Origin of the sequence: uncultured Brachyspira sp., assembly GCF_934747485.1 — a bacterium.
Classification (GTDB): domain Bacteria; phylum Spirochaetota; class Brachyspiria; order Brachyspirales; family Brachyspiraceae; genus Brachyspira.
In genome coordinates, this window is the sequence record NZ_CAKVGN010000011.1 from 1 (window position 1) to 20,418 (window position 20,418).

Here is a 20,418-nt window from a genome sequence, read left to right on the forward strand (position 1 = left end):
GAAGAAGACACTGACAATTTAGATGAGTTAGACAGTGTATTAGATGATGACAACAAAGAAACTGATGCTAAAGAAGAAGACACTGACAATTTAGATGAGTTAGACAGTGTATTAGATGATGACAACAAAGAAACTGATGCTAAAGAAGATGATAATTTAATGGTTGGCAATGTTGCCGGAAATGTACGAATAGTTGAAGAAGAAAATACATTGCCTTCTCCTGATTCTGCTGATAATTTACCTGAATCAAAATATGAAGATGTTGATAAAAATATCAATGATGATGAAGTTATAGACAATATAAAAAGATTATCCCCTATTACAAGACATCATGTTTTAGATGCTATATTAAATGAAAAACTCTCTAGAAACTCTATGCAAAAGTTGCTAAAGGCTTTAGAGAAGGGTGAATCTAATGAATATATAACAGATTTCATTAATAATGAATTAGGTTTAAGCATTTCAGATTCTAGAGGCGGATTATTAGATATTATACCTATTCCTAACTCATTAAAAGAATATGCAAAAATAATAAGAATTGCAGCAATATTTTTAGTTTTATTTGTTGGAATAGTATTATTTTCATATCAATTCATATATAAGCCTGTTTTAGCTAATAGATATTTCAAAACTGGATTAGAAAATATTTATAGCAGCCAATTTGATGAAGCAGAGAGAAATTTTGCTAAGGGAGATAGATTAACTCCTAAAAAAGTAAAATGGTATAATAAGTATGCAAAGGAATATACAGACAGATTTGCATTCAGTTATGCTTTAAAAAAGTTAGAAACATCTGTAGACATTAACCCTAGAAATATTGATGCTAGACTTTTATTCGGCTACTATTATAGAACTAAGGGAGAAAAAGAATTATCAAAAGAAGATTATGACAGCGGAGAAGATTTATATAATAATTTAATGTCTTATACTGACAAGGAAAAAGATTTAAAAAGAATATATGATGACCTTGGTGTTCTTATGATAAGCAGAGCAAAAACTTTAGTAGAGCCTAATTATTATGATAATGCTTATGAAAATTATAGAGAAATGATAAATAGGTTTGGAGACAATGTTATACCAAGAAAGAGAGTAATGCTTATAAAAATATATCAAGACAATTATCAAGATGTTAAAGATTTGCAAAACCATATAAACAGATTAAAAAGCGGATATATAGATGATGAGGTTTATCCTAAATTAGCTAAATATTTATTAGATAAAGATGATTTTTATGGTGCTAGAAAATTATTTGAAAAATTGTTATCAAAATATACAAATAATTTAGAATCTATTGTTGGATATGCAGATTATGAGGCTCGATTAAAGCATTATGACAGAGCTAAAGAAATATTGATAAACTCAGCATTGCCTATATATAGTTCTAATCCTTATAATGTTGGAGAGGAATATGTATATAATATGCTTGGACAAATATATTATAATTTAAAAGAATATGGAAGTGCTATTAATAATTTTAAGTTGGCTTTAGAAAAAAACAGCTTATATCCTGATGCTAATTTAAATTTAGCTAACTTGTATTTCTATCAGGATAATGATTATAAAAAAGCAAAAGAGCATTATAAAATAGCATATGATAACTTGGCTCCAGATTTAAGAAGCGACCAATTGCTTTATAATTTATCTTGGATACATTATTTGGATGAAGAATATGATTTAGCTTTTCAGGGCTTTAATGATTTATTCTACAAGAACCCTGATAACAGTATTGTATCATATGCTTTAGGTAATTCTCTTCTTCATTTGGACAGAGCAAATTTGGCTAATGGTTTTTATAGAAATGCTTTGAATAAGGCTTTAGAAACTAGGAAAGACAAATTTGAAATGCGTACAGAGAAGGATTTTATGTTTATTAGCTATTTAGCTAGTTTACATAACAACATAGGAGTATCTTATGCTTATAATTCTGTTGTAAGCAACCAAATAGAAAATGAACAGATGGCTTTCAAAAACTTTGTAATTGCTAGTGAATATTTTGACCAGTTGAGAACATCTAATATAGATTTGGATATGGCTGAAAAAAGAACTGTTACTATAGATAATCAAAATATTGGTGCTTCAAAATATAATATGATGGCTATACAAAGCAAGAGAAATTTAAAAAACAATGTTATCATAGATGATTATATACCAAAGACTATGTTTAATTTAAACTAAAACTCTATAAAATAATAATAATAAAGCCTATGATATTTTTAGCTATCATAGGCTTTTATAATGCATTTTTTTATTTATATATTTAAATTATTTTCTATACTGTCTGCCCTACTTATAATGTAATATCATCAATTTTTTTAAGTTCTAAATCTGTTAAATTATTTTTATTTATTATTTTTAAATTTTCTATTATTTGACTAGGTTTTGAAGCTCCTATTAGAACGCTTGTAATATCTTCATCTTTTAATACCCATCTTAAAGCCATCTGTGCCAAAGTCTCTCCCCTCTCTTTAGCTAAATCATTAAGCTCTTTTATCTGTCTTAATCTATCTCTTGTAATAGCATCTTTTTTTAAATATCTTCCGTCTGCTGCTATTCTGCTGTCATTAGGTATACCGTCAATATATTTATCTGTAAGCAAACCCTGAGCAAGCGGACTATAAGCTATTATGCCTTTTGATAATTTTTGAGATTTTAATTTAAGTCCATTATTTTCTATAGTTCTGTCAAATATAGAATATCTGTTTTGATTAATTATAAAAGGTACATTAGCATAAGTTAATATTTTAGAAGCTCTTTCCATAGTAGCTCCATCATAATTAGAAAGCCCTACATATAAAGCTTTACCGCTCTTTACTATTCTAGTTAATGCCTCCATAGTCTCTTCAAGAGGAGTTTCACTGTCCATTCTATGATGATAAAATATATCTACATACTCAAGATTCAATCTTTTTAAGCTTTGATTTATACTCGCTATTAAATATTTTTTGCTTCCCCAATTTCCATAAGGTCCGTCCCACATATCATATCCGGCTTTAGTGCTTATAATAATTTCATCTCTATATTTATTAAAACCATCATTTAAAATTTTACCCATATTAATTTCAGCAGCACCATATGGAGGACCATAATTATTAGCCAAATCAAAATGTGTTATGCCATTATCAAAAGCGGTATTTATAATATCTTTCATATTATTATAATCACAATTCTCACCAAAATTATGCCATAAACCAAGAGATATTATAGGCAGCTTCAAACCGCTTCTTCCGCATCTGTTAAAAATCATATTATCATATCTATTCATAATTTAATAACTCCTCCTATATTATTTTAATATATTTTAAAAAATTGTAAATTAAAATTAATTAATAACATATTTTCACTATTTTACCGAAAATGTAAATGCTATCTTTTACAATAATAACTATTTTATGATTTATATATAATAATATTTGGAGGTTAGAAAAAATGTTCAAGAAGGCGATGATTTTTATTATTATTGTATTTGCTATTGGATGTAAAACCGTAGAAACTACAATAGATAATAATGCTGAAACTAAAAAAGAAGAAAATAAAAATATAGATGATAACGCAGAAGAAACAGCAAAAAAAAATGAATCTAAAATAGAAGTATTAGAATATGGGGCTGATTCTGAAATAAAAGCTATAGATATAAACGGCAAAAAATATTATGTATTAAATGCTGATGATATAGAAAATATGACAGAAGATGAAATAAAAAACTCATCATTAGTAGCACCTTTAAAAATCACAGAAGAAACTATAAAAGGCAATGACGGTATAGTAATAAAATATTATGATGTTCAAATATTTTTAGGAAAGAAAAATAGATTTGGAGCTACAAAGGTAGGACTATTTGAGCCTCAATATAGAGCTTGGACTGTAGGAGAAGATAAAAAAAGAAATAATGATATAGAATTAAAATTAAGTAATTCTACAGTAAGTATTACAATAAAAAGAGGAAGTATATCGCTTAGGTATTATTAATAGTTTTATAGAAATTCATTAATTATTATTTTTATGAAAATATTATAAAAGTAGGCAATTATACAACAATAGTTCATATTTTTATAACTTATTACCAAATATATTGACTATGAATAAAATACTTGCATAAAATCAATTTAATTAATATAATAAAAAAAATGTTTTTAATGTTTAGAGGTTAATGTGTTCAAGAAGTTATCGCAAATAGTAAATAATGCTTTCAGAGAAAATAGTTTAGTTTTTAAATTTTTAATCCCTTATATAACTTGTATTATACTAATATGTATAGGTATATATTTTATTTATGCTCCGCAATATAGAACTACATATATGACAAATAGCGAATATAATACAGAGCAATTAAAAAAAATATTAGAAAATAATGTAGAAAACTTAATAGTTGAAATCAATGTACTTTCTGCATATTTAGAAAGAGAAGATAATATTGATAAGGCATTGGAAGTATTTAAAAATGTATTAAAAAACAACAATTATTTAGTTAATATATTTTATTCTGATGTTATACCATATAACGAAGGCGGTTTTTTTATAAATGCTAATAATGAACCATTAGGAAATTATAACCCTACATCAGACCAATGGTTTAAAGATGTTATGACATATAATAAAATTATAACTGCTACACCATATATGAAAAATAATAAAATGTTAGCATCTTTTGCTAAGGCAGTGTATAAAAATAATAGAGTGTATGGTGTTTTATGGTTTGATATAGATTTTGAAAAGTTTATACAAGCTACAATAAATGAAAATAAAAAATATGGATATAATATTTCTATAATTAACGATGCAGGACTATTTTTATTCAATTCCAATAAAAATAACATATTAAAAAATAATATATTTTCAGACCCAAACTTTACAGAAAATAAAAACAACATATTAAATAATAATAATTTTACATTTATTAATAGAAAATTCACACATATATCATCAAAAATAAAAGATACAAATTGGATATTTGTGGCAGATATATCTAAAAGAGAATTGAATGCAATGTTTTATAAGCTTTACATATTGATTGCAGTAGTATTTATAATTCTTATAGGAATAGAAGCAGCACTCGTAATTGTAATAGCTAAACCGTTATCTACTACATTAAACAATACTGTAAAAATAATAGAAACTATGTCGGATTGTAACTTTAATATAGAATTCAATGAAAAAGAACTCAGTAAAAAAGATCAAGCTGGTGAATTAGTAAGGGCATTAAATAAAATGCAAAAAACTTTAGGCAAAATAATATATAATCTAACTAATTCTATAAATGAAATTAATAATTCAGTTAATTCTATAACAACTGCTAGTGTTAATTTATCTGACAGAGCTAATTCACAGGCAAGTGCCTTAGAAGAGTTAGCAAGCTCAATACAATCTGTATCAGATTCATTAAAAGAAACAGCCAACAATGCTAGTAATGCTAAAAGAATGAGTGAAGAGGTATTTGAGTCTACAAAAAGAGGTGTTGATGCTGTAGAAGATACTTCGCATAATATGGAAGATATAGCAGAATCTAGTAAAAAGGTTTCTGATATAACTAAAATAATAGAATCTATAGCTTTACAGACAAATATATTAGCTTTGAATGCCTCTGTAGAGGCTGCACGTGCCGGAGAACAAGGCAAGGGTTTTGCAGTTGTTGCTAATGAGGTTAGAAGCTTGGCTAATAATGTAGCTAATGCTGCTAAAGATATATCTGATATAATTAATGATACCGTAAGAAAGATTGAACTTGGAAGCACTTCGGTAAAAGCTTCATCGTATATATTAAACCAAATAGAAAAGTCTGTTAATGAGGTGTCAAATCTGCTTGTAGGTATATCTAATGCTATTACAAATGAAGAAGAAAGCATATCACAAATAAACTCTGCTGTTGCAGAGCTTAACAATATAACTCAAGAAACTTCGGCTATAGCTGAACAGGGAGCTATAAACAGCAGCAATGCTTTGGATAAGGCTCAAAATATTGTTGTAGAAGTTTCGCAATTTAAATTTTGATTTAAATTAAAATTTTATTAATTTAAATTGTAAAAGAGGAAATATGGTACTCACTTTGCTTTTTTCATTGGTAGGCGGTTTTGGGCTTTTTATGTATGGACTTAAAGTGTTTTCTGACGGTCTTCAGGAAAGCACTGAAAATACATTAAAAGAGATACTTCATAAAGTTACTCAAAACAAAATATTGGGAATAGCTCTTGGTTTTTCAATTACTGCTATAGTACAGTCAAGCAGTGCTGTTACTGTAATGGCTGTTAGTTTTGTTAATGCAAACATATTAACTTTATCTCAGGCTATAAATATTATATTAGGTGCTAATATTGGTACTACTGTTACTGGTTGGATAATTTCATTAGATATAGATATTTTAGCATTACCTTCTTTGGGTATAGGAGCTATCATAGTAATATTTGCAAGCCAAAGCAGAAAAATAAAATTCTTCGGCGAAATATTAATGGGCTTTGGTATGATATTCTATGGGCTTATTTTAATGAAAATGGCTTTTGAGGGTGTAAGAGATTCTGAGAATTTCAAAAACTTATTTTTAATGGCAAATGCATACACTCTTCAAGGAAGATTTTTCTGCGTAGTAATAGGTACTGTAGTAACTGCAATAATACAATCAAGCAGTGCTGCTTTAGGTGTTACAATATCGCTTGCTACTGTCGGCTTGATTGACTACCCTACTGCTGTAGCTTTAATACTTGGTCAGAATATTGGTACTACTATAACTGCTGTACTTGCTACAATAGGGGCTTCTATTAATGCTAAAAGAGCTGCTTTGGTGCATTGTTTATTTAATATATTCGGTGTAATTTATATGTTCTTCTTATTCCCATACTATCTTAAACTTGTTGAGTTTATAGTTGGTTTTATGATATCAGGAGGACCAGATTTAGTAGTTGATAATAATTATGTTAATATATCTTTCTATATTGCTGCAGCTCACACTATTTTTAATATAGTAAACGTTATAGTATTTTTCTTCCTTACTGATAAATTAGAATATATTGTATGCTTAATGATTAAAGATAAAGACGGAGAAAAACATATTAGCTTATTATCTGACAGACTTTTGCATATGCCTATTTCTGCTGAGATAGAAGTGAGAAAAGAAGTTGCCTACATGGGAGAAATTGCTCAAAAAATGCTATCAAGAATAGAGCAGTTATTTGACAGCCCAAGCGAAAAACTTCTTAATAAAATTCGCGACCATGAAAAGATGCTTGATAATACGGATAATGAAATACATACATTTTTGCTTAAACTTCTTGGAAAAAGCACACTCAACTCTGCAGATATAGCATCATTAATTAATATCAGTACATACTATGAAAATTTAGGCGACAACTTAAAAGATTTAGGTAAAGCTATTATTAAAGGGAATGAGAAAAAAACTTTATTTAATGAAATACAGAAAAAAGATATTCTTCAAATGCTTCATAACAATAAAGAGTTTATAGATTATTTATCAACTCTTATACTTAATAATTATTCTATAAACAGAGAAAAAACTTATGAAGAAGCTATGGAAAGATACCATAAAATAAAAGGGTTTTATTATGAAGCAAGACAAAGGCATTATGATAATGTTGATAAATCTTTAATACCAGCATTGAATGCCCATTTATATGGAGATGTGCTTGTTTATTTTAACCGCTCTATTTCAAACTTGGTTAATATAGTAGAGGCCATTACAGGAAAAGATAAGTAATATAATTTTTATTTAAAAGGGCAATCTATATAATGGTCATTAATAATACCTATAGCTTCTAAATAGCTGTATATTATAATGCTGCCTACAAACTTAAAGCCTCTTTTTATTAAATCTTTGCTTACAGTTTTTGAAAGTTCATTTTCTGAAGGAAGTGCATCATCATAATTTAATTTATTATATACAATTTCATTATTTGTAAAATGCCATATATATTTATCGAAGCTTCCAAACTCTTTTTGAACTTCCATAAATTTGTTTGCATTTATTATCATGGCATCTATTTTTCTTTTGTTTCTAATAATAGCTTTATTTTCTAAAAGCGATGCAATTTTTTTTTCATTGTAATTAGCTATTTTTTTATAATCAAAATTATCAAAAGCTTCTCTCATAGCCTCTCTTTTATTTAAAACGCATCTCCAACTTAAACCAGCCTGCATGTTCTCAAGTATAAGCATTTCAAATAATTTTTTCTCATCATGACAAACCTTACACCATTCATCATTATGATATTTTATTTCTATATCAGTTTTTGCCCATTTACATATTTTTTTCATTTTATAACCCAGTTTGTATAACACTAAAAATTTAATTTTTATCTTTTATTGATTTCGGGGACTAGTCCCCAACCCCCTACTTCTTTTGCGACCGAAGGAAGTCCTTCAGGGCGACCGAAGGAAGTGCCTACGGTATTGCCACAAAGAAGCAAAAAGGCTGCATTTTTTAACTAAAATTTTGGTATTATCTTATATTCAAAATATATTCTATTAACACATAATAAAATTTTTATATCAAAAAAATTATAATTTATTTATATTTATAAAAAACTAAAAATTATAAAAACCTACCTCTTTCACTTATTCTATATTTATATCACATTCATAATAATCTGTTTTTATATTATAATCACCATTATCTAACTTTAATTCATAACTATCTTTATCACCCCAAATATTAATTATCTCCTCTTTATTTTTATGTATTATGCAGTATTTTTTTATATCTCTAATATTTAAATAATATTCGTTTTCGTATTTACTTATCTCTATATTCTTATAAATATAACTTTTTTCAGCATTCTCCTCTCCCCTACTCAAAAGCGGAGTTAATACGGAAAAATAATTAAAGCTGTCAATTATTCCATTTTTTATTTTAATAGAAGCCTTATTAATAGATTTCTCAAACATATCAGAGTCTTCTATATTCTCCATTACAAATAAATCAAACCTCAAACTATTAACTCTATTTTGAATATTAATATCATTTTCAAGTAAAGATAAAAATTCTTTTGACACCTCTAAGCCGCTTACATATCTTATAATCTCTTCTTCATATTTTTGAACATTATCATTAATCATAACTTAAAACTCTCCTTTAATTGAGTTTTTATCTTCTTTATAATCTTTGTAACAGCATTAACAGTAATATCAAAAAGTTTAGATAAAAAGTCATAACTAACAGTAACTTTAATAGACTGCAATTTTTTTATTCTCTGTTGTTTTTTGCTAGCTAAATGTATAGTAAAAATTCCTTTCCTATTGTTTTCTGCTATCTGTAAATTGATGCTCGCTATAGAATCTTGAAGCTTTATTATATCATTATATTTATGTATGTAAGTAGCTCTTGCTTTTTCAATAATAGAATATGCCTCTTCATAAGAAATATTAAAATAATTCATTAATGGCTTTGATACAAGATTTATAAACAATTCTAAATTATGCATAAAAAATGTTAGAGAATCTCTCGCATTAAAAACACTCTCTATATAATTAAACATCTTCAAACTAATATTTTCTATATCATCAGTATTATCAACATAATCGCTTAGAGAATAACTTTTTGTGTCATATAACACATCATGCAAAGTATAAGCCTCTCTATTACAAAGCGGAGCATCTATAGAAACTTCTTCTATATTATTATGTTTTTCTTTTCTCTTTTTATAGTCCACATAATTTAAATAACTATTTCTTAATGTATAAGTAAACCAAGTGATAAACTTAACTTCAGTCTCATTATATTTTAGTATAATGTTTTCTATTCTCTCCATATAGTAGCAATAAAAATCTAAAGCACTTTCATGATTAATTCCAAATGCTTTTCTTGGATAATTATAAATATACCTCGATAAATGTTCATTAATCTCTTTTAAAGTAATTACACTCTTAGTAGCTTTATAAATAGATATACTCTTTTTTATATACTCATCATCAATAAGAAACATTTTTTTATTCAATCCTCAGCCTCAAGTAAAATATTATAAAACTTCTCTCTCATTTTTTCATCTTCTATATTAGATTCTTTTATAGTTTTATCAGCCCATTTTCTATGTTCTTCTGTTATATTTTTTTTTATATAGTTATTTTTAATATTATTATTTTCAAAACCATTATTAACATCATCTATTCTTGTAACAAGATTATAAACCACAATATTAGTTTCGTTTTTTATATTATTGAATATTTTTATTTTATTCATAATAATCTCATTAGCCCATACACTGTCTATAACATTAACAGTTAAAATACCATTTCTAAAAAAAGAAGGATAACATATCTTAGATAAAACATCACCCATAATTATATTCCACTTATTGGCAATTTTTAAATATGAATATAAATTAGTATTTCTTTTATTTGAATATTCATTTAATATATCTATAATCTCTTTCATAAATATTATTGATTTGTAGTATTTATTGTATTATTAGTATTATTAACTATATTAGTTGAATATGAATTATCAGCAGCTTGATTTGTATTTTCTATAGGCTCTATTGAGTTAACCTCTGTATCTTCATTATGATTGATTTCAACAGTATTTACAACTTTTATATCTTCGTTTGTATATCCTAAATAATTTTTAACTCTGTTTATAGATTCAGCCACATTTCTATAAGTTTTATCTATACTGTAAACATCTTCATAAATCTTTAAAGCAGATATATAATTTTTATCTCTTTCATAAGTAGCAGCCAAATTAATCATATATACAACATTATTTGTGCTATATATATTAGCCTTTAAGAAAGCAGCCTCAGCTAATTTATAATCTTCAGTATAAAGATATAATAGCCCTAAAAAATTATTCATATAAGCATCATCAGGATTTAATAAAAGAGAATGCCTTATAGGTTCAATAGCCTCATTAGTTTTACCCAATTTATATAAAGCATACCCCTTTTGAAAATAAAGCTTATGAGAAAATCTATTAACTATAATACCATCTCTCGCCACTCTAAGCATATTAGTATAATCTTTCATATACATATATGAATTGGCAAGCATCTCATAATATTCTATTTTTAGTATTGGCGTAGTTTTAATCTCTTCTTCTAATAACTCAGAAGCTTTTTTATAATTTTTAGCTTGATAGAATATATACGCATTATTAATATTAGAAGCATCATAGGTAAAACTTAAGCTAAAAAAAAGTAAAAAGAAAATAAATATTTTAATTTTCATCTTTTCTAAAACTTTGCAATCTAAAATCATTAATCATCGCAGAAGCATAAGCTATAGTAGCATTATAAATATCTTCTTTACTTTTTCCTTTAAAGAAAGAATATACCCTCGGAGATTGAGAACTAAGAGATTCAGGCAATATAATATTATTATCAAAACTATTTTTTAAAACCATCATTTTTATAGCATTCATTTTATCAATGAAAGAATGTAGTAAAAAACCAGCCTCTTTTAATATAAATTGTTCAAATCTGCTTGAGTTATCACCTTTATCTAAAGCATATACATAATCGCTAAACATTTCTGGAATGCGTCTTTCTCCTATAGGAGTAACAAATCTCTGAAATTTATTGTCATAATCTTTCAAAGCAGTCTCTACTATATAATCGCTAGCAGGACCGCTTGAAAAATATCTTACAACAGAAAAACATTCATATAATTCTCTAAAAGCACCATATAAATGCTGAAGTTCATAATCAGCCTTATCATGCAATTTAGCTTCCGGATATTTTTCTACGGCATTTCTAAATTTCTCTATCATGTTATCAACTTTTTTCATGAAAGAGTTTTCTTTTGCTTTTTCCTCTTCAGCTTTCTTTCTTTGAGCCTCTTCTTCTTTTTGCATCAAAGTTGTTTTAATATCTTCTAATATTTTAAGTTCTAATAATAAAAAACTAGATAAATCCTGTCTATTTTCTAAAGCCTCTCTATATCTATTATTAAAAGAATCAACATTATATATTCTAGAACCATACCTTTCAGCACCCTCAGCATAATCTTTTCTAATTTTTGCTAAAGTTGCATTAATTTCTTTATCGCTTAAACCAGGCATACCAAGTCCCCTAAAATTTAATTATGAATAACTCATATATTATACTATATTATAAAAAATAAATAAACAAAAAAAGAAATTATTTTTCTATCATAATATTGAGTATTTCAACATCAGTAGCTTTCATACCTTCTTTAGCCATTCTTCCTATGCTGTCAATAGTAGCTTCCACATCATCTTTTACAAGTCCGTCTCCAGACTTAAACACCTTTCCATCTCTCGCCATATTAAAAGCAAGGATTCCGCAATCAATAGCCTCAGCAATCTTGGAAGCACAAGAAGATTTAGCTCCATCACAAACCATTCCGCCTATAGTAGCTAAAGCATTGATTATAGTATCGGTTATTTCTTTGTATGTAGCATCATGCAAATAAGCTATTCCAGAAGCAGCACCAGTAGCAGCACATACAACCCCGCAGAATGCTGATAGTTTGCCTATATGTTTCTTCTGTAAAATCGCTATTAAGTTTGATAAAACTAAAGCCCTATATAATTTCTCTTCAGATACTTTTAAATGTGAAGCATATTCTATGACAGGAATAGAAGCCGTAATACCCTGATTGCCGCTTCCGGAATTTGTAACTACAGGCATAGCACATCCGCCCATACGAGCATCAGAGCCTGCAGAAGCATAAGCTTTTGCTTTGTTTCTTATATCATTTTCTCCATAATGCTTTAATAATGTCTTTCCAACAGAAGCACCATATTCATTTTTCATACCTTCTTTGGATATAGCTGTATTCATATTAATTTGTCTTGATATTATATCTTTTATGTCTTCTATTTTTACCTCATTAGCAAAAGTATATATATCTTTAACAGTGAGAGATTCTCTATCTGTATTAGAATCTGAAGAAGAATTATCATCAGATTTAAAAATTTCTTTACCATCTTTAATTATTTTTGTAATATTAGTGTGTCCGTTTCTTATTTCAACTATAGCATTAGATTTTTTATTTTTAGCTTCAATAATAATATATAAGTTTTCAACGTTCTCTATAAGCTCACATTTACAAAAATCTGTTTTAAGCAATATCTTTGTATTATCAATATCCTCTTGTTTAATACTGCTTAATACCTCAAGATTTTTACTAGCATCTCCTCCAACTATTCCTAAAACAGCCGCAACGTCTATTCCTTTTAATCCATTAGAATTAGGAACTGTAACTCCTTTAACATTCTTAATAATATTTCCGCTGCATTTCACTACAACCGATTCCGGCATATCTCCCAAAACCTCTCTAACCTTAGCCCCTGCAAATGCTATAGCTATAGGCTCAGTACATCCCAAAGCAGGAACCAACTCCTCTTTTAAAATATTAATATAATTCTCATATAGATTTTTATCCATTTTTTTTATTCCCCCATCTTTTATACAACTTAAAGTATATATACTTTTATATTAAAATCAATATGTTATTTATTTTATTAAATCATATCAATAATTACAAATTTAGCTAAATAATATTACTGTTTGTAGTTATTAATTACAAAAAATGTGATTTTGTATTTACTTGTTGTGATTTTTGTATATATTAGTAATTATAAGTATTTTTTAATATTTTAAGGAGTAAAAATGGAAAAAAAATTTAAACTTGGATTGGTGCCTAGGTTAATTATTGGAATTTTGCTTGGTATATTTTTTGGACAGCAATTTATGCCGGAAGCAATATCAAGAATTATAGTAACTGCATCTGGTATATTTAGCTCTTATTTAAAATTTGTAATACCTTTGATGATAGTTTCTTATGTATCTATGGGTATAGCTGATTTAAAAGAAGGGTCTGGCTTCTTACTGCTTATAACTTGTATATTAGCTTATGGCTCTACATTAATTGCTGGGTCTGCATCTTTTTTAGTAGCTTACAATTTATTTCCTAGCTTTATGAGTGCTGATGATATTCAAAGAATTGCTGATGCTGCTGGTAATTCTGTTACTCCTTACTTATCTATAACTGTAACACCTTTATTAGATACTTTAGCTGCTGTTTTATTTGCATTTATAATAGGTCTTGGAATATCCACTATGAGAGGCAAAGAAATAGGCGAATATTTATACAATGTATTTAAAGAATTATCTACTATTATTGATAAAGTATTAAGAGTATCTATAATTCCTTTACTTCCTCTTTATATTTGCGGTACTTTTGTTGATATGACAAGGTCTGGAAAAACTTTTGTAATATTAGGAATATTATGGAAAGTATTCTTAGTAGTTATTATTATGCATTTAATATATCTTCTAATAGCTTTTTTAGTATCAGGCTCTATAGGAAAGAAAAATCCTTTTATGCTTATGAAAAACCAAATTGCAGGATATGCAACTGCTTTGGGAACTCAATCATCTGCAGCTACTATACCTGTCAATTTACAATGTGCCGAAAAAGATGGAATATCTGAACAAATAAGAAATTTCGTAGTGCCTCTTTGTGCTAATATCCATATGGCAGGCTCTATGATAACAATTACAGCATGTGCTACAGCAGTATGTTTAATGAATCAGATTCCTATAACTTACAGCACAATACTTCCATTTATTGCTATGCTTGGTATTGCTATGATAGCTTCTCCAGGTGCTCCCGGAGGTTCTATCATGACAGCTTTACCATTCCTTTATATGGTTGGTCTTGGAGGTCCTGATAGTCCTTTAAGTGCTATAATGGTTGCTTTATACATCACTCAAGACTCATTCGGTACTGCTTGCAATGTATCTGGTGATAATGCTTTGGGTGTTATAGTTGATACAATATATAAAAAGAAAATTGTAAAAGCTTAAACTTAACAATTAAAAAATTATAGCCGTCTATTATTTTTAGGCGGCTTTTTTATTATCTTACTTAATTAATATATTTAATCTTCTTTAAAATCATATATAGAAGTTACTCCAAGAACCTTAGCCACCATATATGATATTATGGCCACTATCATAAGAGCAACAAAATTTGAAACAGAACTTGATATTTCTAATATTAATATGCATACCATTATAGGTGTTCTTGTAATACCAGACATCATTGAAGTAATACCCAACACTATAAACAAATCTCCATACATAGCATATTCCGGAAAATAATGCACCAAAAAAATATCATACAAAGAACCTATAGAAGAACCAAGTATAAAGGTAGGAAAGAATACCCCCCCAACAGCTCCAGATGTAGAACATACCGATGTATAAAAAAGCTTAACAAATATAAGTATAAATAACATATATATAGGAAACTTATCCATTACTATACTTCCTATAAGCAAATCTCCGCTTCCCAACACATAAGGAAAAAACATTATCATAATACCCGCAGTTATAAAAGCAGGCACAGGACGAAGTATATCATTTTTTATATTCTGGTAAAATTTGCTAAATGTATTCATGAGTATATTTTGAAAAGAAGCAAGAAGTCCGCATATTAACCCCAAAGGAAGCAATGATATATAATGTCTTACTTCAAGTATCCTCGGTAAGTTAAAATTAAGTATCATAGATTGCCCTAAAATATGCTCTATTACAAGTATAGAAAATATTGAAGAGAGTGCTATACAAACAAAAACTATATGATTTTTATTTTCTTTAAGCTCTTCAAAAGAGAAAGCAATTCCTGTAAATGGTGCACTAAAAGTGGCAGTCATACCTGCACAAGCACCAGCTATAATAAGATATCTTCTATATTTGGATATATGAGTGTAAAAATGTTTATGATAAAAAAGCCCAACAAGCGTTCCTATATGCATAGAAGGACCAGCTCTTCCGAGTGAAAGTCCGCTTGCAAAAGATATCATACTTCCAAAAAGTTTTAGTATTATTTCAACAACAATATTTTTAGGTTCATTAAGCGATAAGTAATAATTTATTTGAGGGACTCCCGCACCTCTTATTTGCGGATAATGTCTTAATATAAGCCCTATAAGAGAGCCGAGAGAAATTAAAACTATAAACATTATTATAGTATAATACCATTTACTAAGAATAAAATTTGAAACATAAAAAATATTAATACTTAGTCTGTATAATATCATTCTATAAAAAGACACTATAAACCCAACTGTAGCACCTATAAACGATGAGAGTACATATAGTTTTATATATTTCGATTCAAAATTCAGTTTCATTTTATTATTTTTTTGATATTTTTATTTCATATCTTATTTTTTATTTAGAATTAAACTTTTTTAAACTCTTATAGAAAGAAAATTAAACATTGAACCTAAAAGTTACAACATCTCCCTCTTGCATAAGATACTGTTTACCCTCAAGTCTAATAGCACCAGCCTCTTTAGCCTTAACAAAACTTCCAAGCTCCAAAAGTTTATCACAGTTAATAACCTCAGCACTAATGAATCCCCTCTCAAAATCGCTGTGTATAACTCCCGCAGCCTCTGGAGCATAAGCACCTTCTCTCACAGTCCAAGCTCTTGTTTCATCTTCTCCGGAAGTAAGGAATGTTAAAAGCTTTAACAATTTATGTCCTGCTTTAGTTAATCTCTCTACTCCAGACTCTTTAACTCCCAAATCTGCTAAATAGCTTAATCTCTCCTCTTCGTCCAAATCCTGTAAATCTGCCTCTATTTTGGCACTAAAAGGTATAAGCTCTATATTTCTCTCTTTGGCATAATTTTGAAGTGTTACATAATGAGAATTTTTTTCTGGGTTAGCTAATTCATTTTCTGATAAATTAGCCCCTATCATCATGCTCTTTGATGTTAATAAAAATAATGGTTTTAATATATCTTTTTCTGCATCGGTTAAATCTAAACTAAATATTGGTTTAAAATTGTTTAACTCTGGAAGTATTTTTTCAAGTAATGCAATCTCTTCTTCTACTGCTTTTGCTTTGCTTCCTTTAGCAACCTTTTTTTGTCTCTCCATTCTTGCATTAAGCGTTTCAATATCTGCAAGCATAAGCTCTGTTAATATTATGTCTAAATCTCTTAATGGATCAACTTCTCCTATATGAGTAATGTTTCCGTCTTCAAATACACGCACAACATGAAGAACTGCATTTACTTCTCTAATATGTGAAAGGAATTTGTTTCCAAGCCCCTCCCCTTTAGAAGCTCCCTTTACAAGTCCGGCAATATCTACAAATGTAGTAGTATTATAAACTTTCTTTTTTGATTTAAAAAGATTTGCTAATTTATCTACTCTTTCATCTTTTATTATAGCGGTAGCTTCGTTTTTATCTATAGTACAAAATGGATAATTAGCTGCCTCTGCATGAGCATTTGTTAGTGCATTAAAAAGTGTTGATTTTCCTACATTTGGAAGTCCTACTATTCCTATAGATAAAGCCATATTCTTATTTCCTTAAATTAATATTTAAATAAAATTAAAAAACTGAATTATTTTCTATAGTATTATATATTAAAAAATATTAATAACAAGCATATAAAAGATTATAATTGTAGTAATTTTATAAAATTTATATTGTTTATATTATATAAGATGTTTTATATATACTGAAAATTTTTAAATTTATTAAAATTATTTTTTGTCTATTTGCGGGGACTAGCCCCCGCACCCCCAGTTCTTTTGTAGCCACAAAGAACCAAAAAGGCTGCATTTTTTAAGCAAAATATAAGTATTATATTTATATATATCCTAAGATATGAAGTTAAATATTTGCACTTTTTGCAACTTTGACGAAGTCCGCAAAGCGAAGGCAGGAAAAAGTTGAATAAAACAAACATTAATATAAAAAAATTATTTGTTTAAATTAAAATATTTGCAGGGCTTTGCCCCGCACCCCACTTCTTTTATTGATATAAAAGAAGCAAAAGAACTATATTTTATGAAGTCCATGCAAAATGAATTATAAAAAGCTGATAATATATATATAAAATGTAGAAATTTATAAAACATAATTAATTTCAATATTTTACAAAACTTTTATATAATAAAAAATCAACGATACATCTATAATTTATTATAAAATTCATCTTATAAAATGTTTATTTATTAAAATAAAGGTATATAATTATGAAATGTTGATATTAAATTAAGGGCAAATATATGATATACAATATGTGGTATGGAGTGTTAGACTCTAAAGAAGTAAAGAAAAATAAACCTCTTTTCGCTAAAAGATTAAACAAAAATCTTGTATTTTGGAGAGATGAAAACAATAATATATGTTGTATAGAAGATAAATGCTGCCATAGGGGTGCTTCATTATCATCTGGAAAAGTATGCGGAAATAATGTAGCCTGCCCTTTTCATGGTTTTCAATTTAACAAAAACGGAAAAGTTGTAATGATTCCTGCTAATGGAAAAAACACCAAAGTTGACGAAAGATTTTTTGTTGAAAGCTATGAGGTAAGAGAGCTTTATGGTTTAATATGGTTATGGTATGGAGATAAAGATAAAATTAATGATAAAATAATGTTTCCAGATGATTTGAAAGATAAAAAATTTTCTTACTCCACAATAAGAGATGAGTGGCATAATCATTATACAAGATGCATAGAAAATCAGCTTGATGTAGTTCATGTAGCCTTTGTTCATTACAATACAATAGGCAAATGAAATAAAACTGTAGTTAATGGACCGTTAGTAGAATTAGATGAAGATAATAATATATTAAAGTTTTATGTAAATAATGTAATTGATAATGGACAAAAAGCTTTAAGTGCTTCTGAAATGAAAAAAGAATATTTTAAATATTTTTTATATTTTTATTTTCCTAACACTTGGCAAAATTATATATTTGAAAAGATGAGAGTATTTGCCTCATTTGCACCTGTTGATGATGAAAATACTGTTGTATATATTAGATTTTATCAAAAAGTTGTAAATATACCAATAATAAAAAATATAGTAAATTTTATAGGCAACAAATTCTCTGCCTATGTATTAAAACAAGATAAAGATGTAGTAAAAACTCAAAGCTCTAAAGAATCATATTTAGGCATGAAAGAAGAAAAACTAATAGCAGGCGATATGCCTATAATAATTTATAGAAGCCATAGAGATAAACTAAAAAAAGAAATATAACACTATTTATATTCACATAAAGAAAGGAGGGAATATCCCTCCTTTAATTTATCATTATATATGATATTTATTTATATTTAGGAAGCCAACTTCCATGCTCTTTTATAAGGTCATCGCATAATGCAACTATATCATCTATAGACAATTCAGAAGCTGTATGAGGGTCAAGCATAGCAGCATGATATATATGCTCTAATTTTTTAGTTACATGAGCTTCTATTGTAATAAGCTGAACGTTTATATTAGTCATATTCATAGCAGCTAACTGAACAGGCAGCTTACCAACATAAGTGGGCTGCACTCCATTGGCATCAACTAAACAAGGCACTTCTACGCAAGCATCTCTGTCTAAATTTTCTATAACTCCATTATTGATTATATTGCCTCCAATTTTATAAGGCTCATTAGTCAATATTGCATTCATTATAAAAGAACCATATTCTTTTGAACGTTTATGATTTAAAAACTCTCCGTCTAAAAGATTCTGACTGTCTCTCTTCCAATCTTCAATCTGTTTAATACATCTCCTTGGATATTCATCTAAAGGTATATTAAATCTATCAATCAACTCAGGATATTTGCTCTTTATAAAGAAAGGATTATATTCTGCATTATGTTCGCTTGATTCTGTACAGTAGTATCCAAGTTTTTTGATATACTCAAATCTCACCATATCCTTATGCTTTTCAGTTTTTTCAGCCACTCTTTTTTTAATTTCAGGATATAAGTCATTTCCGTTTTTATCTCTTATATCAAGCAGCCAAGCCATATGGTTTATTCCAGCAATAAAATCTTTTCTGCCTTCTAATTTATCTTCCATGCCAAGACCTTCCAATAAATCTTTTGAGCATACTTGAACACTATGGCATAAACCTACAGTTTTTACTCCAGTATACCTTAGCATAAAACCAGTAATCATAGCCATAGGATTAACATAGTTCAAAAGCCAAGCATTAGGAGCATATTCTTCTATATCTCTTGCTATATCTTCAAAAACAGGCAATGTTCTTAAAGTTCTAAATATTCCGCCTATTCCAAGAGTATCAGCAATAGTTTGTCTAAGACCATATTTTTTAGGTATTTCAAAATCGGTAATAGTACAAGGGTCATATCCTCCAACCTGTATAGCTGTAACTATAAAATCAGCATTCTTTATGGCATCTTTTCTTTTTTCAACTCCGCAGTATGAAGTAATTTTAGCCCTTCCATTATTTATTTTTTTGTTCATAGCATCAAGCATATCGCCTGATTCTTTTAATCTAACAGCATCTATGTCATACAAAGCTATTTCGCTATCCCATAAACTCTCTGTAAGCATACAGTCGCCTAAAACATTTTTTGCAAATATTGTACTTCCAGCACCAATAAATGTTATCTTTGCCATTTTAATTTTCCTTTAATAAAATATTTATTATATATTAAAAAATATCCAACA

16 protein-coding genes and 1 pseudogene are annotated in these 20,418 nt (G+C 27.9%); 6 read left to right on the plus strand and 11 right to left on the minus strand.

The window, feature by feature from the left end; translation table 11 throughout:
- A partial coding sequence (locus Q0H31_RS03335; protein ID WP_295295768.1) for a tetratricopeptide repeat protein occupies nucleotides 1-2,175 on the plus strand: 2,175 nt, incomplete at its 5' end.
- Nucleotides 2,176-2,287: 112 nt separating this feature from the next.
- Here Q0H31_RS03335 and Q0H31_RS03340 read toward each other — a convergent pair.
- Nucleotides 2,288-3,262: an aldo/keto reductase gene (locus tag Q0H31_RS03340; protein WP_295295769.1), complete on the minus strand. Its 975-nt coding sequence runs from the start codon at nucleotides 3,260-3,262 to the stop codon at nucleotides 2,288-2,290.
- A gap of 164 nt (nucleotides 3,263-3,426) precedes the next feature.
- Between Q0H31_RS03340 and Q0H31_RS03345 the strand changes: the two genes are divergently transcribed.
- The 3 genes from Q0H31_RS03345 to Q0H31_RS03355 all read left to right on the plus strand — a co-directional run bounded on the left by Q0H31_RS03345 (nucleotide 3,427) and on the right by Q0H31_RS03355 (nucleotide 7,699).
- Nucleotides 3,427-3,966 carry a hypothetical protein gene (locus Q0H31_RS03345; RefSeq protein WP_295295770.1) on the plus strand — a complete coding sequence of 180 codons (540 nt, stop codon included), beginning with the start codon at nucleotides 3,427-3,429 and terminating at the stop codon, nucleotides 3,964-3,966.
- 183 nt (nucleotides 3,967-4,149) lie between these two features.
- The gene (locus tag Q0H31_RS03350; protein WP_295295771.1) at nucleotides 4,150-5,985 is read left to right on the plus strand and encodes a methyl-accepting chemotaxis protein; all 1,836 of its coding nucleotides are present in this window, start codon (nucleotides 4,150-4,152) and stop codon (nucleotides 5,983-5,985) included.
- Between the two features lie 43 nt (nucleotides 5,986-6,028).
- Nucleotides 6,029-7,699 carry a Na/Pi cotransporter family protein gene (locus tag Q0H31_RS03355; protein ID WP_295295772.1) on the plus strand — a complete coding sequence of 557 codons (1,671 nt, stop codon included), beginning with the start codon at nucleotides 6,029-6,031 and terminating at the stop codon, nucleotides 7,697-7,699.
- A gap of 8 nt (nucleotides 7,700-7,707) precedes the next feature.
- On the opposite strand, the gene Q0H31_RS03360 is transcribed toward Q0H31_RS03355, so the two are convergent.
- The 7 genes from Q0H31_RS03360 to Q0H31_RS03390 all read right to left on the minus strand — a co-directional run bounded on the left by Q0H31_RS03360 (nucleotide 7,708) and on the right by Q0H31_RS03390 (nucleotide 13,346).
- Complete coding sequence (locus Q0H31_RS03360; protein ID WP_295295773.1) at nucleotides 7,708-8,256, minus strand: DNA-3-methyladenine glycosylase I; 549 nt, start codon at nucleotides 8,254-8,256, stop codon at nucleotides 7,708-7,710.
- Nucleotides 8,257-8,556: 300 nt separating this feature from the next.
- Nucleotides 8,557-9,057, minus strand: a complete 501-nt coding sequence (locus tag Q0H31_RS03365) for a hypothetical protein (protein ID WP_295295774.1) — start codon at nucleotides 9,055-9,057, stop codon at nucleotides 8,557-8,559.
- Nucleotides 9,054-9,923 (minus strand): RNA polymerase subunit sigma, encoded by an 870-nt coding sequence (locus tag Q0H31_RS03370; protein ID WP_295295775.1) that lies wholly within the window; start codon nucleotides 9,921-9,923, stop codon nucleotides 9,054-9,056. The genes Q0H31_RS03365 and Q0H31_RS03370 overlap by 4 nt, the downstream gene beginning before the upstream one ends.
- A gap of 8 nt (nucleotides 9,924-9,931) precedes the next feature.
- A complete protein-coding gene (locus Q0H31_RS03375; RefSeq protein ID WP_295295776.1) occupies nucleotides 9,932-10,372 on the minus strand; it encodes a DUF721 domain-containing protein in 441 nt (146 codons plus the stop codon).
- A 5-nt stretch (nucleotides 10,373-10,377) separates the two neighbouring features.
- The gene (locus tag Q0H31_RS03380) at nucleotides 10,378-11,193 is read right to left on the minus strand and encodes a hypothetical protein (RefSeq protein ID WP_295295777.1); all 816 of its coding nucleotides are present in this window, start codon (nucleotides 11,191-11,193) and stop codon (nucleotides 10,378-10,380) included.
- A complete protein-coding gene (locus tag Q0H31_RS03385) occupies nucleotides 11,153-11,995 on the minus strand; it encodes a hypothetical protein (RefSeq protein ID WP_295295778.1) in 843 nt (280 codons plus the stop codon). Before Q0H31_RS03385 ends, Q0H31_RS03380 begins: the two co-directional genes overlap by 41 nt.
- A 79-nt stretch (nucleotides 11,996-12,074) precedes the next feature.
- Nucleotides 12,075-13,346 carry a serine dehydratase subunit alpha family protein gene (locus Q0H31_RS03390; RefSeq protein WP_295295779.1) on the minus strand — a complete coding sequence of 424 codons (1,272 nt, stop codon included), beginning with the start codon at nucleotides 13,344-13,346 and terminating at the stop codon, nucleotides 12,075-12,077.
- Between the two features lie 225 nt (nucleotides 13,347-13,571).
- Here Q0H31_RS03390 and Q0H31_RS03395 point away from each other — a divergent pair, with 225 nt between their 5' ends.
- Nucleotides 13,572-14,771 (plus strand): dicarboxylate/amino acid:cation symporter, encoded by a 1,200-nt coding sequence (locus Q0H31_RS03395; protein WP_295295780.1) that lies wholly within the window; start codon nucleotides 13,572-13,574, stop codon nucleotides 14,769-14,771.
- Between the two features lie 74 nt (nucleotides 14,772-14,845).
- Here the strand turns inward: Q0H31_RS03395 and Q0H31_RS03400 are convergent, their stop codons facing one another.
- Together Q0H31_RS03400 and ychF are read right to left on the minus strand one after the other, a co-directional pair.
- The gene (locus Q0H31_RS03400; protein WP_295295781.1) at nucleotides 14,846-16,102 is read right to left on the minus strand and encodes a chloride channel protein; all 1,257 of its coding nucleotides are present in this window, start codon (nucleotides 16,100-16,102) and stop codon (nucleotides 14,846-14,848) included.
- An 82-nt stretch (nucleotides 16,103-16,184) separates the two neighbouring features.
- Nucleotides 16,185-17,285, minus strand: coding sequence for a redox-regulated ATPase YchF (gene ychF, locus Q0H31_RS03405; protein ID WP_013244792.1), 1,101 nt, complete (start codon nucleotides 17,283-17,285; stop codon nucleotides 16,185-16,187).
- A 717-nt stretch (nucleotides 17,286-18,002) separates the two neighbouring features.
- Between ychF and Q0H31_RS13210 the strand changes: the two are divergent.
- Nucleotides 18,003-18,983, plus strand: a pseudogene (locus tag Q0H31_RS13210) (Rieske 2Fe-2S domain-containing protein).
- 67 nt (nucleotides 18,984-19,050) lie between these two features.
- Here the strand turns inward: Q0H31_RS13210 and Q0H31_RS03420 are convergent.
- On the minus strand, nucleotides 19,051-20,367 hold the full coding sequence (locus tag Q0H31_RS03420; protein ID WP_295295784.1) for an alpha-glucosidase/alpha-galactosidase: 1,317 nt from the start codon (nucleotides 20,365-20,367) through the stop codon (nucleotides 19,051-19,053).
- Nucleotides 20,368-20,418: the final 51 nt, after the last annotated feature.

Coding starts and splice junctions, on each gene's coding strand:
- Q0H31_RS03340 (WP_295295769.1), bottom strand. CDS start 3,262: ATGAATAGATATGATAATATGATTTTTAACAGATGCGGAAGAAGCGGT.
- Q0H31_RS03345 (WP_295295770.1), top strand. CDS start 3,427: ATGTTCAAGAAGGCGATGATTTTTATTATTATTGTATTTGCTATTGGA.
- Q0H31_RS03355 (WP_295295772.1), top strand. CDS start 6,029: ATGGTACTCACTTTGCTTTTTTCATTGGTAGGCGGTTTTGGGCTTTTT.
- Q0H31_RS03360 (WP_295295773.1), bottom strand. CDS start 8,256: ATGAAAAAAATATGTAAATGGGCAAAAACTGATATAGAAATAAAATAT.
- Q0H31_RS03365 (WP_295295774.1), bottom strand. CDS start 9,057: ATGATTAATGATAATGTTCAAAAATATGAAGAAGAGATTATAAGATAT.
- Q0H31_RS03370 (WP_295295775.1), bottom strand. CDS start 9,923: ATGTTTCTTATTGATGATGAGTATATAAAAAAGAGTATATCTATTTAT.
- Q0H31_RS03375 (WP_295295776.1), bottom strand. CDS start 10,372: ATGAAAGAGATTATAGATATATTAAATGAATATTCAAATAAAAGAAAT.
- Q0H31_RS03380 (WP_295295777.1), bottom strand. CDS start 11,193: ATGATTTTAGATTGCAAAGTTTTAGAAAAGATGAAAATTAAAATATTT.
- Q0H31_RS03385 (WP_295295778.1), bottom strand. CDS start 11,995: ATGCCTGGTTTAAGCGATAAAGAAATTAATGCAACTTTAGCAAAAATT.
- Q0H31_RS03390 (WP_295295779.1), bottom strand. CDS start 13,346: ATGGATAAAAATCTATATGAGAATTATATTAATATTTTAAAAGAGGAG.
- Q0H31_RS03395 (WP_295295780.1), top strand. CDS start 13,572: ATGGAAAAAAAATTTAAACTTGGATTGGTGCCTAGGTTAATTATTGGA.
- Q0H31_RS03400 (WP_295295781.1), bottom strand. CDS start 16,102: ATGAAACTGAATTTTGAATCGAAATATATAAAACTATATGTACTCTCA.
- ychF (WP_013244792.1), bottom strand. CDS start 17,285: ATGGCTTTATCTATAGGAATAGTAGGACTTCCAAATGTAGGAAAATCA.
- Q0H31_RS03420 (WP_295295784.1), bottom strand. CDS start 20,367: ATGGCAAAGATAACATTTATTGGTGCTGGAAGTACAATATTTGCAAAA.